13 protein-coding genes are annotated in these 14,756 nt (G+C 67.9%); all 13 read right to left on the bottom strand.

Annotated elements, in window-relative coordinates:
• Window positions 1-47: 47 nt before the first annotated feature.
• The 13 genes from AR539_RS14170 to uvrA all read right to left on the bottom strand — a co-directional run bounded on the left by AR539_RS14170 (window position 48) and on the right by uvrA (window position 14,651).
• A complete protein-coding gene (locus AR539_RS14170; protein ID WP_066438131.1) occupies window positions 48-428 on the bottom strand; it encodes an RNA polymerase-binding protein RbpA in 381 nt (126 codons plus the stop codon).
• Window positions 429-545: 117 nt separating this feature from the next.
• Window positions 546-803: a preprotein translocase subunit SecG gene (gene secG / locus AR539_RS14175; RefSeq protein WP_066438132.1), complete on the bottom strand. Its 258-nt coding sequence runs from the start codon at window positions 801-803 to the stop codon at window positions 546-548.
• A 48-nt stretch (window positions 804-851) separates the two neighbouring features.
• Window positions 852-1,667, bottom strand: coding sequence for a triose-phosphate isomerase (gene tpiA / locus AR539_RS14180; RefSeq protein ID WP_066438133.1), 816 nt, complete (start codon window positions 1,665-1,667; stop codon window positions 852-854).
• An 82-nt stretch (window positions 1,668-1,749) separates the two neighbouring features.
• The gene (locus AR539_RS14185) at window positions 1,750-2,976 is read right to left on the bottom strand and encodes a phosphoglycerate kinase (protein WP_066438135.1); all 1,227 of its coding nucleotides are present in this window, start codon (window positions 2,974-2,976) and stop codon (window positions 1,750-1,752) included.
• A gap of 10 nt (window positions 2,977-2,986) precedes the next feature.
• Entirely contained in the window at window positions 2,987-3,997 is a 1,011-nt protein-coding gene (gene gap, locus AR539_RS14190) for a type I glyceraldehyde-3-phosphate dehydrogenase (RefSeq protein WP_066438138.1), read from the bottom strand.
• Window positions 3,998-4,287: 290 nt separating this feature from the next.
• A complete protein-coding gene (locus AR539_RS14195) occupies window positions 4,288-4,911 on the bottom strand; it encodes a superoxide dismutase (RefSeq protein WP_066438139.1) in 624 nt (207 codons plus the stop codon).
• Between the two features lie 173 nt (window positions 4,912-5,084).
• A complete protein-coding gene (whiA, locus tag AR539_RS14200) occupies window positions 5,085-6,065 on the bottom strand; it encodes a DNA-binding protein WhiA (protein WP_066438143.1) in 981 nt (326 codons plus the stop codon).
• A 10-nt stretch (window positions 6,066-6,075) separates the two neighbouring features.
• Window positions 6,076-7,095 (bottom strand): gluconeogenesis factor YvcK family protein, encoded by a 1,020-nt coding sequence (locus tag AR539_RS14205; protein WP_066438146.1) that lies wholly within the window; start codon window positions 7,093-7,095, stop codon window positions 6,076-6,078.
• Window positions 7,095-8,033: an RNase adapter RapZ gene (gene rapZ, locus AR539_RS14210; protein ID WP_066438149.1), complete on the bottom strand. Its 939-nt coding sequence runs from the start codon at window positions 8,031-8,033 to the stop codon at window positions 7,095-7,097. The genes AR539_RS14205 and rapZ overlap by 1 nt, the downstream gene beginning before the upstream one ends.
• 104 nt (window positions 8,034-8,137) lie before the next feature.
• The gene (uvrC, locus tag AR539_RS14215) at window positions 8,138-10,177 is read right to left on the bottom strand and encodes an excinuclease ABC subunit UvrC (RefSeq protein ID WP_066438152.1); all 2,040 of its coding nucleotides are present in this window, start codon (window positions 10,175-10,177) and stop codon (window positions 8,138-8,140) included.
• Between the two features lie 92 nt (window positions 10,178-10,269).
• Window positions 10,270-10,938 carry a lysophospholipid acyltransferase family protein gene (locus AR539_RS14220; RefSeq protein WP_066438159.1) on the bottom strand — a complete coding sequence of 223 codons (669 nt, stop codon included), beginning with the start codon at window positions 10,936-10,938 and terminating at the stop codon, window positions 10,270-10,272.
• Window positions 10,925-11,686: an HAD hydrolase-like protein gene (locus AR539_RS14225; RefSeq protein ID WP_066438162.1), complete on the bottom strand. Its 762-nt coding sequence runs from the start codon at window positions 11,684-11,686 to the stop codon at window positions 10,925-10,927. The genes AR539_RS14220 and AR539_RS14225 overlap by 14 nt, the downstream gene beginning before the upstream one ends.
• A gap of 124 nt (window positions 11,687-11,810) precedes the next feature.
• A complete protein-coding gene (uvrA, locus tag AR539_RS14230) occupies window positions 11,811-14,651 on the bottom strand; it encodes an excinuclease ABC subunit UvrA (RefSeq protein WP_157361022.1) in 2,841 nt (946 codons plus the stop codon).
• Between the last annotated feature and the right edge of the window lie 105 nt (window positions 14,652-14,756).

Genomic DNA, 14,756 nt, shown 5'->3' on the forward strand with positions numbered 1-14,756 from the left:
GCGAGACTTAGTTAGCGGGCGGCCGGCCCGGTCCCGGGCCGGCCGCGCTAGGCGGGCGGGGCACCCCGCCGGGACCGCAGCCGCTCCAGCGCTCCGGCCAGCACGTCTTCGGCATCCTGGCTGGAGCGCCGCTCTTTAACGTATTCCAGGTGGCTCTTGAACCCTTCCACGGGGGCTTCCTCGAGGGCGAACTGTGCCTCGTCCCGGGTGGCGGTCCCGCCGCAGCGCCGGCAGTCCCAGACACCGGGGATCTGTTCGTCAGGCAGCTGGGCAAAGACCAGCGCGGTCTCATGGCCCTTGGCGCACTGGTAGGTGACGCGGATGCGGGGCGTGCGGACGGCGGAGCCGTCGAGCGGCTCGTGGCGCGGCGCGGCCCCTTCGGTGGCTCCTACGCGGATGCCCCGGAAACCGGAGGCAGAATGCAACATCGGGAACTCCTGGCTACTTGGCGGACGGAAAGCGCGTGCAATCAGCCACAGTGTAGGTCGGAGTTCCCGATGCCGGGGAGGGTCCTAGGACCCCTATGAAATTGTGCCGGGGACCGGTTAGGAGTCGCCGCCGCCGGTGAACCGCATCATCAGGCCGAGGCCGACAATGACCACGCCCCAGGTGATGCCGAGGATGATCGTGAATCGGTTCAGGTTCCGCTCGGCCACGCCGGAGGAGCTCAGTCCGGAACTCATGCCGCCGCCGAACATGTCGGACAGACCGCCGCCACGGCCCTTGTGGAGCAGGATGAGCAGGGTCAGCAGGAGGCTGGTGATGCCCAGGAGGACCTGCAGGATGACATGAAGAACGTCCACGACGGCCTTTCAGAAGAGGGGATTGCGGGGGCCACGACGGTGTCCGGACTAATCCGTCAGCAGGTGACTCTCGAACCTGACAATATTAGCAAACTCGGCGGCGTCCAGGCTGGCACCGCCGACCAGCAGTCCGTCCACGTCGCGTTCCTTGAGGATCGCGGCAGCGTTGTTGGCCTTGACCGAGCCGCCGTAGAGGAGGCGCGTCTTGCCGGCGACGTCGGCGCCGAAGAGGGTGGACAGCTCGGCGCGGATGGCGGCGCACATTTCCTGGGCGTCGTCGGGTCCCGCGACCTCGCCGGTCCCGATGGCCCACACCGGCTCATAGGCGACCACCAGTTCGGCGGCCTGCTCAGGAGTCAGTCCCTCGACGCCGGCGCGCAGCTGGGCGAGCGTGTGGTCCACGTGGGTTCCGGCCTGGCGGATCTCCAACCCTTCGCCGACGCAGAGCACGGGGGTGAGGCCGTGCCGGAAAGCCGCCTTGGTCTTGGCGTTCAGCACGTCGTCGGTCTCGTGGTGGATGGTGCGGCGTTCGCTGTGGCCGACCAGGACGTAGCTGCAGCCCAGTTTGGCGAGGAACTGCCCCGAGATGTCGCCCGTGAAGGCGCCGGAGTCGTTCGGGGAGAGGTCCTGGCCGCCGTACACGATCTTCAGTTCGTCGCCCTGGACCAGGGTCTGGACGCCGCGGAGGCCGGTGAACGCCGGGAAGACCGCAACCTCGGTTCGGCTGTAGTCGTGCTTGGCGTCGGACAGGGTCCACGCGAGTTTCTGCAGGAGGGTGATGCCCTGGACGTGGTCCATGTTCATCTTCCAGTTGCCTGCGATCAAGGGCGTGCGGTCGAAGGTGCCGTTGGTTGACGTAGTCACGTGGTCTCCAAAAGGTCGTAGCAGTGGAACAGCCGGCAGGGCGCCCCGTTCCGGGGAAGATGCGCCCTGCCGGCCGGAGGTTCTAGCGGTCCAGGACGCTGAGGCCGGGAAGGTCCTTGCCTTCGAGGTACTCGAGGCTGGCGCCGCCGCCGGTGGAGATGTGCCCGAACTGGTCGTCGGCGAAGCCGAGGGTCCGGACCGCCGCGGCGGAGTCGCCGCCGCCCACCACGGTGAATGCGCCGGTGTCGGTCAGTGCCTGGGCGACGGCCCGGGTGCCTGCGGCGAAAGCCGGGAACTCGAAGACGCCCATTGGCCCGTTCCAGAACACGGTCTTGGCGCCGGCGATCCGCTCGGCGAAGGCCTTGGACGTTTCCGGTCCGATGTCCAGGCCAATGCCCGCGGCACCGAAGCTGCTGTCCTCGATCGTGTCGGCGCGCACAGTCTCGTGCTCCGCGTCGGCGGCGAACTTGGCAGCCACGACGACGTCGGTGGGGACCACGAACTCGGTTCCGGCCTCCGCGGCGCGCTTCAGGTAGTCCTGCACGACGGGGATCTGGTCCTCCTCGAGCAGGCTTCCGCCGACCTTGTGGCCTGCGGCCGCGAGGAAGGTGAACAGCATGCCGCCGCCGACCAGGATCGTGTCCGCTTTGCCGATCAGGTTGTCGATGACCGCGAGCTTGTCCGAGACCTTGGATCCGCCGAGGACCACAACGTACGGCCGCTGCGTGTCGGTGGTGAGCTTGCGCAGCACCTCGACCTCCGTGCGGACCAGGTCACCCTGGTACGACGGCAGGCGCCGGGCGACGTCGTACACGCTGGCGTGCTTGCGGTGCACGGCGCCGAAGGCGTCATCCACAAATGCGCCGTTGTCCCCGGTCAGGGCCACGAGCTCGTCGGCAAACGCGCCGCGTTCGGCGTCGTCCTTGGACGTCTCCCGGGCGTCGAAGCGCACGTTCTCCAGGACGAGGGCTTCGCCGTCCTGCAGCGCGCCGGCGGCCGCGGCTGCGGACTGGCCGACAGTGTCATCGGCCAGGGAAACCTTGAAGGAGGCCAGCTCGGCGAGCCGCGCCACGGCGGGCTTGAGCGAGTACTTGTCCTCGGGCGCGCCCTTGGGGCGGCCAAGGTGTGCTGTCACCAGCACGCGGGCACCGGCGTCCGTGAGCTTCGACAGCACTGGCAGGGAGGCCTTGATGCGGCCGTCGTCAGTCACTGTAGAGCCGTCGAGCGGCACGTTCAGGTCGCTTCTGACCAGAACGTACCGCCCGCGGACACCATCAGCGATCAGTTCGTTGAGGGTGTGGAATGTCATGTGTCTTACCCTAGCCCAGCTTGGCTGCGACAAGCTCCGTGAGGTCGACGAGGCGGTTCGAGTAGCCCCATTCGTTGTCATACCAGGAAACAACCTTGACCTGGTTGCCGATCACCTTGGTCAGGCCGGAGTCGAAGATGGACGACGCCGGGTCCCCGACGATGTCCGAGGACACGATCGGCTCGTCCGTGTAGGTCAGGAGGCCCTTGAGCTCGGGGGTCTCGGAGGCTGCCTTGAGGGCGGCGTTGACTTCCTCGACCGTGGTCTCGCGGGAGACGGTGACGGTGAGGTCCGTGGCGGAGCCGGTGGGGACCGGTACGCGGATGGCGTAGCCGTCAAGCTTGCCCTTGAGTTCCGGCAGGACCAGGCCGATAGCCTTCGCGGCACCCGTGGAGGTCGGCACCATGTTGATGGCGGCGGCGCGGGCGCGGCGGAGGTCCTTGTGCGGGCCGTCCTGGAGGTTCTGGTCGGCGGTGTAGGCGTGGACCGTGGTCATCAGGCCGCGCTCGATGCCGAAGGCGTCGTTGACCACCTTGGCCAGCGGGCCGAGGCAGTTGGTGGTGCAGGAGGCGTTGGAGATGATGTGGTGGGCTGCCGGGTCGTAGAGGCCGTCGTTGACGCCCATCACGATCGTGATGTCCTCATCCGAGGCCGGTGCGGAGATCAGGACCTTCTTGGCGCCGGCGTCGATGTGCTTCTGCGCATCGGCGGCCTTGGTGAAGAAGCCGGTGGATTCGATCACGATGTCGACGCCCAGCTCGCCCCAGGGCAGCTTGGCCGGGTCGCGCTCGGCGAGGACCTTGATGGTCTTGCCGTCGACGACGATGTTGCCGTCCTTGACCTCGATCTTCTCCTGCAGGCGCCCGCCCACGGAGTCGTACTTGAAGAGGTGGGCCAGGGCTTCCGGGCTGGTGAGGTCGTTGACGGCGACGATCTCGAGGTCTGCCCCCTGGGCAAGTGCGGCGCGGAAGTAGTTGCGGCCGATACGGCCGAAGCCGTTGATACCAATACGGGTGGTCACGTTTTCAGTCTCCTTGGTGCTCTCGCGAGCACGACTAGTTGAAGGCGCTCAAGCCAACTAACAGATCCCGCACGCCATTGGGCAGAGATGATTTACAGATCGGAGGGCGACCAGCCTCATTGCTGAAGGCTAACCGCCTTCCGTGACCTATCTTACGTTTAAGTTGGACTGCCCCCGCAAGTGCGGGGGCAGTCCGTCCAGCATTCGAGCCTGACGGCGGCAAATGTGAGCTTTGTTACGTGCAGATTAACATCTGCCCGGCAGAGCTGCCCCGATGGCCCGGACGTGGCTTAAAGCGTGATGAGGCCGGTGGCGTTCTTGCGGGCGGCGTCGAAACGCTTGGCGACGTCGGCCCAGTTCACGATGTTCCAGAAAGCCTTGACGTAGTCAGCCTTGACGTTGACGTAGTCCAGGTAGAACGCGTGCTCCCACATGTCCAGCATCAGCAGCGGGGTGGTGCCCAGCGCGACGTTGCCCTGCTGGTCGTAGAGCTGCTCGATGACCAGGTTCCCGCCGATGGGCTCGTAGGCCAGGAAGCCCCAGCCGGAGCCCTGCAGGCCCAGCGCTGCGGCGCTGAACTGGGCGCGGAACGCGTCAAAGGAGCCAAAGGCGTCGTCGATGGCGGCTGCCAGCTCACCCTCGGGCTTGTCGCCGCCGTCCGGGGACAGGTTGTTCCAGAACACGGAGTGGTTGATGTGGCCGCCGGTGTGGAACGCGAGGTCCTTGGAGAGGCGGTTGATGTTGGCGAAGTCGCCCTTCTCGCGCGCCTCGGCCAGCTGGGCCAGGGCGTTGTTGGCACCGGTCACGTAGGCGGCGTGGTGCTTGCTGTGGTGCAGCTCCATGATCCGCGCGGAAATGTGCGGCTCCAGCGCTGCGTAGTCATAGCTGAGTTCTGGCAGTACGTACTCGGTCACAAAGTCCTCCAATGTCGTGGACAGGTTGTCCGTTTTGGTAACTCTCGGATTGTGCATCCGGATGGCTGGCATCCGGAAGTCTGTGGATCGGGATCCAGTGGGCATAGCCTCCGCTCCCCCCAAGGTATTCCCACCGGTCCGATCCGATTCTGCCGGTGTTCCTTCGGGGAAGGCTACTCGTCCAGCATTTCAGGTGTCACATTGGCTTCCGTGCCGGGAATGCCGAGGTCCTGGGCGCGCTTGTCCGCCATCGCCAGGAGCCGGCGGATCCGGCCCGCGATGGCGTCCTTGGTCATGACGGGGTCGGCCAGGCGGCCCAGTTCGTCGAGGCTGGCCTGCTTGTGCGCCACCCGGAGTTCGCCGGCGTATTTGAGGTGGTCCGGGACGTCGTCGCCCAGGATTTCCAGGGCACGGTCCACGCGGGCGCCGGCGGCCACCGCGGCCTGCGCCGACCGCCGCAGGTTGGCGTCGTCGAAGTTGGCCAGCCGGTTGGCGGTGGCGCGGACCTCCTTGCGCATCCGCCGCTCTTCCCACACCATCAGCGCATCATGGGCGCCCATCCGGGTCAGCAGCGCGGCAATCGTATCGCCGTCGCGGATCACCACGCGGTCCACTCCCCTGACCTCGCGGGCCTTGGCCTGGATTCCCAGCCGGCGGGCGGCGCCGACGAGGGCCAGCGCGGACTCCGGGCCGGGGCAGGTGACCTCCATGGCGGAGGACCGGCCGGGTTCCGTGAGGGACCCGTGGGCCAGGAAGGCGCCGCGCCAGACTGCCTCGGCGTCTGCGGCGGAACCGTTCACCACCACGGAGGGCAGGCCCCGGACGGGCCGGCCGCGGGCATCCAGCAGGCCGGTCTGGCGGGCGAGGGCCTCGCCGTCGCGCACCACGCGGACCACATAGCGGCTGCCGCGGCGCAGGCCGCCGCCGGAGACGACGATGATTTCACTCTGGTGCCCGTAGACCTCGGCGATGGCGGCGCGGAGCCGCCGCGCGGTGGAGGCGAGGTCCACCTCGGCCTCGATCACGATCCTGCCCGAGATGATGTGGAGTCCCCCGGCGAACCGGAGCATGGCGGACACTTCAGCCTTGCGGACCGAGGACTTCTTGATGTCCAGCCGGGAAAGTTCTTCCTTGACTGATGCTGTCAGTGCCATGGCACCTTTCCTACCTGTTCCCGAAAATGTCGTGGTACGCCGTTGCCAGACGCAGCGGGTCGTGGATCGGCCGGCGGTTCGACGCCCCCACTTTACCCAACACCACCTCGGCACCGAGCATCCCGGCCGCCTGTTCGAAGTCGGCGCGGTCGGCCACGGACGCCGGATCGGCCAGGACGACGTCGATCGTGAACTCCGGCGCGTACTCCCGGAGGACCCGCAGGTGGTCCGCGGCGGTCATCCCGACGGTTTCCTTGGTGTCTGTGGCGAGGTTCATGGTGAGGCAGCGCCGGGCGGCCGTGCTGCAGAGCGCTTCGCGCATTTCGGGCAGCAGGAGGTGCGGGAGCACGGACGTGTACCAGGAGCCGGGGCCCAGGATGACCCAGTCGGCGAGTTCGATCGCGGTGAGCGCCTCGATGCAGGCGGGGGCGTTCTCCGGCAGGAGCCGGACGTGCTCCAGCGAGCCGGCGACGGCGCACTTTGCCTGTCCGGTGATGGTCTGGAGCGCGGTGGTCCCGTCCGGCGCGCTCACGCGGGCCTGGCCCTCGATGGTAAGCGGCACGCTCGACATCGGCAGGACCTCCCCGCGGGCGCCGAGCAGCGCGCCGGCCCATTTGAGGCCTGCGACGGTGTCGCCGAGGAGTTCCCACAGCGTCACGATCAGCAGGTTGCCCATGGCGTGTTCGTCCAGGGAGCCGCCGCGGCCCTTGCCGGGAGCGAACCGGTGCTGCATGACGTCGCGCCACGTTCGGCCCCAGTCCGTATCGTCGCAGAGCGCGGAGAGCGCCATCCGGAGGTCGCCGGGCGGCAGGACGCCGTACTCCTCGCGGAGCCGCCCGGAGGAGCCGCCGTCGTCAGCGACCGTCACGATGGCGGTCAGCTCCGAGGTGAGCAGGCGCAGGGCGGACAGGGAGGCGGAGAGTCCGTGGCCGCCGCCGAGCGCGACGACGGACGGCCCCTTGTCCTGCTGGCTCGCGAAGGACGAACTTGCCGCGGGGACGAGCGGCAGGGGCCCGGTGAGCAGCGCCATTACTCGCGGCCCAGATCCCGGTGGGTGGTGGTCACGGTGACGCGGGGGTACTGCGCGAGGCGGCGGGACAGTTCGACGGCGACCGCGACGGAGCGGTGCTTGCCGCCGGTGCAGCCTACGGCAATGGTCGCGTAGTGCTTGTTTTCCCGGCGGTACCCGTCCAGGACCGGTTCGAGGGCCAGGACGTAGCGTTCCACGAAGTTGCTGACGCCCTGCGCTTCCAGCACGTAGTCGCTGACGTCCTTGTCCAGGCCGGTGTGCGGCCGGAGTGCAGGAACCCAGTGCGGGTTGGGGATGAACCGCGCGTCGGCGACGAAGTTCGCATCGACGGGAAGCCCGTATTTGAAGCCAAAGCTCATCACGTTCAGGCGGAGGGCCACGGGCCCGGTTTCGCTGAAGAGTTCGGTGATGGCCGTGGCGAGGCCGTGGACGTTCAGCGCGGAGGTGTCCAGGACGATGTCGGCGGAGGTGCGCAGTTCGTGCAGCAGTTCCCGCTCGGCGGCGATGCCGTCCAGGATCCGGCCGCCGCCCTGCAGCGGGTGGGGCCGCCGGCCCTGTTCGAAGCGGCGGACCAGGACGTCGTCGTTCGCGTCCAGGAACAGGACCCGGAAGCCCACGCCGCTGGTTTCGAGGTTGCGGAGGGCTGTGCGGATGTCGGCGAAGAGTTCCTTGCTGCGGACGTCCATCACCACGGCGAGCTTGGAGATGGACCCCGGGGCGTGCGACACGATCTCAGCGAGCGTGCCCAGCATCTGCGGCGGCAGGTTTTCCACGACGTACCAGCCGTGGTCCTCCAGGGCGTCGGCTGCGGTGCTCCGGCCGGCGCCGGACATGCCGGTCACCACCAGCAGTTCGGCCTCAACGGGTTTGACCGGCGTCATGCCGTCCGGTTCCGTCCCGTCCGGTTCCGTCCCGGATCCTGCGGTCGACTCTGCCATCAGTGAAGCCCCGTTCTGCTGTGCTGTTGTGCTGCTGTGCTGTGCTGCCGCGTGGCCGCGGCCGCTTCCCACGTCCTTACCCTAACCAAGTTTCCCGGTGCTAGCTAAGTCTCGAGGACTTCACCGGTGGTCATGTTGATGGCGGGGACGGTGGCCGTGTTGGCATCGTCGCTGAAGTGCCGCACGATCGCGGCGGCCAGCGACGGGCCGATCCCCTTGGCCCCGGTGAGTTCCTCGGCGGTGGCGGCCCTGATGCTCTTGACCGAGCCGAACTCGGCCAGCAGGGCCTTGCGCTTGGAGTCGCCCAGGCCGGGGACCCCGTCCAGCGCCGAGACGGTCATGGCCTTGCCGCGCTTCTGCCGGTGGAAGGAGATCGCGAAGCGGTGGGCTTCATCGCGGATGCGCTGCAGCAGGTACAGCCCGGCGGAGGCGCGCGGCAGGATGACGGGGAAATCGCTGTCGGGCAGCCACACTTCCTCCAGGCGCTTCGCGAGCCCCACGACGTAGACGTCGTCGATGCCCAGCTCGGCGAGGGCGCGGGCCGCCGCGTTGACCTGGGGCTTGCCGCCGTCGACCACCACCAGGTTGGGCGGGTAGGCGAACTTGGCCCGCGGGGCAGGGGTGGTGGTGTCGGCGCGCAGATTGTCCGCGGCGGCGGACGGCGGCCCGGCCACCGCGGCGTCCGCTGCGGCGGTGAGCATGGCCTGGTGGCCGGGCTGCCGCGCGGCGTCGGCCTGGACGGCCTGCTCCTGCAGGTAGTTCCGGAACCGCCGGGTCAGCACGTCGTGCATGGCGGCGGTGTCGTCCGTGGCGGCGGCGCCGGTGACGGAGAACTTCCGGTAGTCGGACTTCTTGGGCAAGCCGTCCTCCACCACCACCATGGAGCCGACGACGTTGGTGCCCTGGACGTGGGAGATGTCGAAGCACTCGATCCGCAGCAGGGCGACGGGCAGCTCCAGCGCCTCCTGTAGCTCCTGGAGCGCCTGCGACCTCATGGTCAGGTCCCCGGCGCGGCGGGACTTGTGTAGCTTCAGCGCGTGCTCGGCGTTGTCCCGGACCGTGGACAGCAGGGTGGCCTTGTCGCCGCGCCGGGGCACCCGGATGTCCACCCGGGCTCCCCGGAGTCCGCTGAGCCACTGGGCCAGCTCGGCGTCGTTGCTGGGCTCCACGGGGACGAGGACTTCGCGGGGCAGCCGTCCTTGCAGCCCGACCTCCTCGCCGTAGACCTGCTGGAGGAGGTGCTCCACGAGGTCCGGGGTGGTGGTGTCCTCGACCTTTTCGACCACCCAGCCGCGCTGGCCGCGGATGCGGCCGCCGCGGACATGGAAGACCTGCACGGCTGCTTCGAGTTCGTCCTCGTGCAGGGCGAAGACGTCGGCGTCCGTGCCCTCGGCAAGGACCACGGCGTTGCGTTCAAAGACCTTCTTGAGCGCGACGATGTCGTCCCGGATCCGGGCGGCCCGCTCGTAGTCGAGTTCCGCCACGGCGGCGGCCATGTCCTTTTCCAGCCGGGTGACGAACGGCTTGGCTTCCCCGCCCATGAAGGTGCAGAAGTCCTCGGCCAGGGCGCGGTGGTCCTCGGCCGAAATGCGGCCCACGCAGGGTGCCGCACACTTGTCGATGTAGCCGAGCAGGCAGGGCCGGCCGCTGGCCTCGGCGCGCTTCAGGACACCGGCGCTGCAGCTGCGGACCGGGAAGACGCGCAGGAGGGTGTCCATGGTGTCCCGGATGGCCCCGGCCGTGTAGGGGCCGAAGTAGCGGGTGCCCTTGCGCCGTTCGCCGCGCAGCACCTGGACCCGCGGGAACTTCTCCCCCAGCGAGACGGCAAGGTAGGGGTAGCTCTTGTCGTCCCGGAACATCACATTGAAGCGCGGCTTGAATTCCTTGATCCAGGTGTATTCAAGCTGGAGCGATTCAAGCTCGCTGCCGACTACGGTCCACTCGACATTGCTGGCCGTATGGACCATGGCGTAGGTCTTGGGCAGCAGTCCTGCCGGGTTGGCGAAGTAGGAGTTCAGCCGGGACCGGAGGTTCTTGGCCTTCCCGACGTAGATGACCCGGCCGTGCGGGTCGCGGAAGCGGTACACGCCCGGATTGGTCGGAATCTCACCCGTCTGGGGTCGGTAACTCGCTGGATCTGCCACAGATTAAGTCTACTGAGGGCCCGGCGGTGCCCGGGACCATTAAGCCGTTGGCCAAGGTCCCGGCCGCCGCCCCGGGCGGCCAGGGAGGCCTGCTAGTCGGTGACCTTGCTCTGGTTGTAGCTGGTGGAGCGCTCCTGGCCGCTGAGTTCGGCGATGGCGTCCATGATGCGGTCCGTGGCCTGGCGGCGCGCGGGCAGGGAGTGGTCCGGGCCGGTCTTGTCGAAGTACAGCGGCTCGCCGACCTTCATGGTGAAGTGCTGCGGCTTGACCGATTTGCTGTCCGCGGGCTGCAGGTTCTCGGTCCCGATCAGGCCGACCGGGATCACGGGGGCACCGGTGGTCAGCGCCAGCCAGCCGACGCCGGTGCGTCCGCGGTAGAGGATGCCGTCCCGGGAGCGGGTGCCCTCCGGATAGATCCCGACGCCGCGGCCGGAGTCGAGGATTTCCAGCAACGTCTTGAGGGCCTGGACGCTGGCGGCCTGTTCACCGCGTTCCACTGGAATGGAGCCAACCGCCTCGAAGAACGACTTCATCACCTTGCCCTTGACCCCGCCGGTGGTGAAGTACTCGGCTTTGGCGAAAAACGCGACCGGCCTGGGCATCAGGGCCTGGACGATCACGCTGTCCAGGAAGGACAGGTGGTTGGGCGCCACAATGAACGGGCCCTCCTTGGGCACGTTCCCGAGGCCGATGACCGTGGGCCGGCAGGTGGTGGTGACCAGGCCCCGCGTGGTCCAGCGGATCGCATCAAACATTGCCATGGGTGTGCACCTCGTTCAGGGCCGTCGTGGTCAGGTCCGGGCTGGCGGTGGAGGCGTGGGCCGCATCCCGCCGGGCAATGGTGTCATGGAGGGCGGTGCTGCTGTGCACGATTTCCACGGCTCCGGCCGCGTCCAGCTCACCGTCCGGCGCGAAGCCCCAGGCCACGCCGATGCAGTCGAGGCCGTTGGCTGCGGCTCCGGCCACGTCCTGCGCCCGGTCACCCACCATCACGGCGTGCCGGGTCTTGAGCCCGTGCACGGTGGCGAGGTCGGCCAGGGCAGCGGCCACAATTTCGGTTTTCCCGGACGGCACGCCGGAGGCCGCTGCCTCATCCGCGGCCGAGCCTCGGATGGTGTGGAACAGGGCGGCGATGCCGTGGTGCTCGAGGACGGTCCGGGCGATGCCTTCGGGTTTCTGGGTGGCCACGGCGATGGGCCGGCCGGCGTCGGCGAAGGACTCCAGCAGGGCCCGGATGCCCGGGTAGAGCCGGCTTTGGCCGATGCCGGTGCTGAGGTAGTGCGCACGGTAGATCCGGATCGCGTCGTCGAGCTGTTCCGCCGGGACACCGGCAATGTCTGTCAGGGCGTGGCTGAGTTTCGGGCCGATCATGGCATCCATTCGGTCTTTGCCGGGAATGCCGAGTCCGAGCTCTGTGAGGGCCGCTGCGATTCCGTCCGAAATCCCGCCGGCCGGATCGACAAGAGTGCCGTCCAGGTCGAAGATCACGGGCACTGTTGTTTGCGTCACCGGCCTAGTTTCTCACGAGTAGGCGGATGCCAGAAACTCGCATGCCGGCACCGGAATATATCTCCCCGGAGGTCGTGCCGACGCCGGTGCGATGCCTGCAGCGCAGGCACCGCACCGGCGGTGCTCAGGCGAGGATCTCGGCCAGGAAGGCCGCTGTGTGGCTTTCCTTGGACTTGGCGACCTGTTCCGGCGTTCCCGTGGCGATGACGCGGCCGCCGCCGGACCCGCCGTTGGGACCGAGGTCCACGATCCAGTCCGCGCTCTTAATGACATCGAGGTTGTGCTCGATGGTGATGACGGTGTTGCCCTTGTCCACAAGGCCTTGGAGCACCAGGAGCAGCTTCCGGATGTCCTCGAAATGCAGGCCCGTGGTGGGCTCGTCCAGGACGTAGATGCTGCGCCCGTTGGAGCGTTTCTGCAGCTCTGCGGCGAGCTTCACCCGCTGCGCCTCGCCGCCGGAGAGCGTGGTGGCGGGCTGGCCAAGCCGGACGTAGCCGAGTCCGACGTCCACCAGGGTCCGGAGGTGCCGGGCGATGGGCGTGAAGGCCGCGAAGAACTCCGCGCCTTCCTCGATCGGCATGTTCAGGACATCCGCGATGGTCTTGCCCTTGTAGTGGACTTCGAGCGTCTCGCGGTTGTACCGGGCGCCGTGGCACACCTCGCAGGGCACGTAGACGTCGGGCAGGAAGTTCATTTCGATCTTCAGCGTGCCGTCGCCGGAGCAGGCCTCGCAGCGCCCGCCCTTGACGTTGAAGGAGAACCGGCCCGGCAGGTAGCCGCGGACCTTGGCCTCGGTGGTCTCGGCGAAGAGCTTGCGGATGTTGTCGAAGACGCCCGTGTAGGTGGCCGGGTTGGACCGCGGGGTGCGGCCGATGGGGCTCTGGTCGACGTGGACCACCTTGTCGAGGTGCTCCAGGCCCTGGACCGACTTGTGACGCCCGGCCACCTGCTTGGCGCCGTTGAGCTTGTTGGCCAGGACCTTGTAGAGGATTTCGTTGACAAGGGTGGACTTGCCGGAGCCGCTGACGCCGGTCACTGCGGTCAGCAGGCCCAGCGGGAAGGCTGCGTCCACGTTCAGGAGGTTGTTCTCCTTGGCACCGATGACCTTGAGCTCGCGCTTCTTGTCGTACTTGCGCCGCTTCTTGGGGACGGCGATCTGTTTCCGGCCGGACAGGTAGTCGCCGGTGAGCGATTCGGTGTTCTCGAGCAGTTCCTTGTAGGAACCGGAGTGCACCACCATGCCGCCGTGTTCGCCGGCGCCCGGTCCGATGTCCACCACCCAGTCTGCTTCCTGGATGGTGTCCTCGTCGTGTTCGACCACGATCAGGGTGTTGCCGAGGTCCCGCAGCCGGGTGAGCGTCTCGATGAGGCGGCGGTTGTCCCGCTGATGCAGGCCGATGGACGGTTCGTCCAGGACGTAGAGCACACCCACGAGGCCGGAGCCGATCTGGGTGGCCAGCCGGATGCGCTGGGCCTCGCCGCCGGACAGGGTGCCGGACGGGCGTTCCAGGTTCAGGTACTCGAGGCCGACGTCGAGCAGGAAGGTCAGGCGGGCCTGGATCTCCTTGAGGACCTGGTGGGCGATCTGGGCCTCGCGGCCGGTGAGGACCAGGTTGTCGAGGAAGTCCGCGCACTCGCGCATCGGCAGGGCGGCGACCTCGGCAATGGACTTGCCGTTGATCAGCACCGAGAGCGACGCCGGGTTCAGGCGTGCGCCGTTGCAGGCCGGGCACGGGATCTGCCGCATGTACTCCTCGTAACGGTCCCGGGCCGAGTCCGAGTCCGTTTCGAGGTGCTTGCGGTGGATGTACTGGATGACACCCTCGAAGCCGGTGCTGTATTTGCGTTCCCGGCCGAAGCGGTTGCGGTACTGCACCACCACCTTGTGGTCCTTGCCGTGCAGCACGGTCTGGCGGGCGTCGTGGGAGAGCTTGTCCCACGGGGTGGTCATCGAGAACCCGAGTTCCTTGGCGAGCCCGCCCAGCAGGCGGTTCCAGTACTCGGTGGTGGCCGTGCCCAGCGACCAGGGCGCGATGGCGCCCTCCGCGAGGGACAGGTCCCCGTTGGGGATGATGAGTTCCTCGTCCACCTCCAGCTTGGTGCCGATGCCGCTGCAGGCGGAGCAGGCGCCGAAGGGGTTGTTGAAGGAGAACGAGCGGGGCTCGATCTCGTCGATCGCGAGGGGATGCTCGTTGGGGCAGGCGAGGTGCTCGGAGAACGCGCGGATCCGTTCCGGGTCGTCGGCGTCGAGGTCGACGAACTCGGCCAGGATGCGGCCCTCGGCAAGGCCCAGGGCGGTCTCCACCGAGTCGGTCAGGCGCTGGCTGATGCCGTCTTTGACCACCAGGCGGTCCACCACCACCTCGATGGTGTGTTTGAACTGCTTTCCCAGCTTGGGCGGATCGCTCAGCTGGATCAGCTTGTCATCGACCCGGGCCCGCGAGTAGCCCTTGGCCGTGAGTTCCTTGAAGAGTTCCACGAACTCGCCCTTGCGGCCGCGGACCACGGGGGCCAGCACCTGGAAGCGTGTGCCCTCCGGCAGGTCCATGAGCTGGTCGACAATCTGCTGCGGGGTCTGCTTGGTGACGGGCTCGCCGCAGACGGGGCAGTGTGGGCGCCCGACGCGGGCCCACAGGAGGCGCATGTAGTCGTAGATCTCGGTGATGGTGCCCACGGTGGAGCGCGGGTTCTTGCTGGTGGACTTCTGGTCGATGGACACCGCGGGTGAGAGGCCCTCGATGAAGTCGACGTCGGGCTTGTCCACCTGGCCGAGGAACTGCCGGGCGTAGGCGGAGAGCGATTCGACGTACCGGCGCTGTCCCTCGGCGAAGATCGTGTCGAAGGCCAGGGAGGACTTGCCCGAGCCGGAGAGCCCGGTAAACACAATCATCGAGTCGCGCGGCAGGTCGAGGTCAACGTTGCGCAGGTTGTGCTCGCGCGCGCCCTTGACTACAAGGCGGGACATGTCAGGGCGTGTCACCGCGGGGCGGGTATCGATGGCCCGCCCCGGTGTTGCGGAGTCGCTCGGGCCTGCGCTTTCCGCCATTGCGGCGGTCTGGTCATCAACGGC

This window comes from Arthrobacter sp. EPSL27, from assembly GCF_001512305.1.
In the GTDB taxonomy this organism is placed as follows: Bacteria; Actinomycetota; Actinomycetes; order Actinomycetales; family Micrococcaceae; genus Arthrobacter.

Excerpts from the sequence above, each read along its gene's own strand:
- rapZ (WP_066438149.1), bottom strand. The coding sequence starts at position 8,033 with ATGGCAGAGTCGACCGCAGGATCCGGGACGGAACCGGACGGGACGGAA.
- AR539_RS14170 (WP_066438131.1), bottom strand. The coding sequence starts at position 428 with ATGTTGCATTCTGCCTCCGGTTTCCGGGGCATCCGCGTAGGAGCCACC.
- AR539_RS14220 (WP_066438159.1), bottom strand. The coding sequence starts at position 10,938 with ATGGCAATGTTTGATGCGATCCGCTGGACCACGCGGGGCCTGGTCACC.
- AR539_RS14185 (WP_066438135.1), bottom strand. The coding sequence starts at position 2,976 with ATGACATTCCACACCCTCAACGAACTGATCGCTGATGGTGTCCGCGGG.
- whiA (WP_066438143.1), bottom strand. The coding sequence starts at position 6,065 with ATGGCACTGACAGCATCAGTCAAGGAAGAACTTTCCCGGCTGGACATC.
- uvrA (WP_157361022.1), bottom strand. The coding sequence starts at position 14,651 with ATGTCCCGCCTTGTAGTCAAGGGCGCGCGCGAGCACAACCTGCGCAAC.
- AR539_RS14205 (WP_066438146.1), bottom strand. The coding sequence starts at position 7,095 with ATGGCGCTGCTCACCGGGCCCCTGCCGCTCGTCCCCGCGGCAAGTTCG.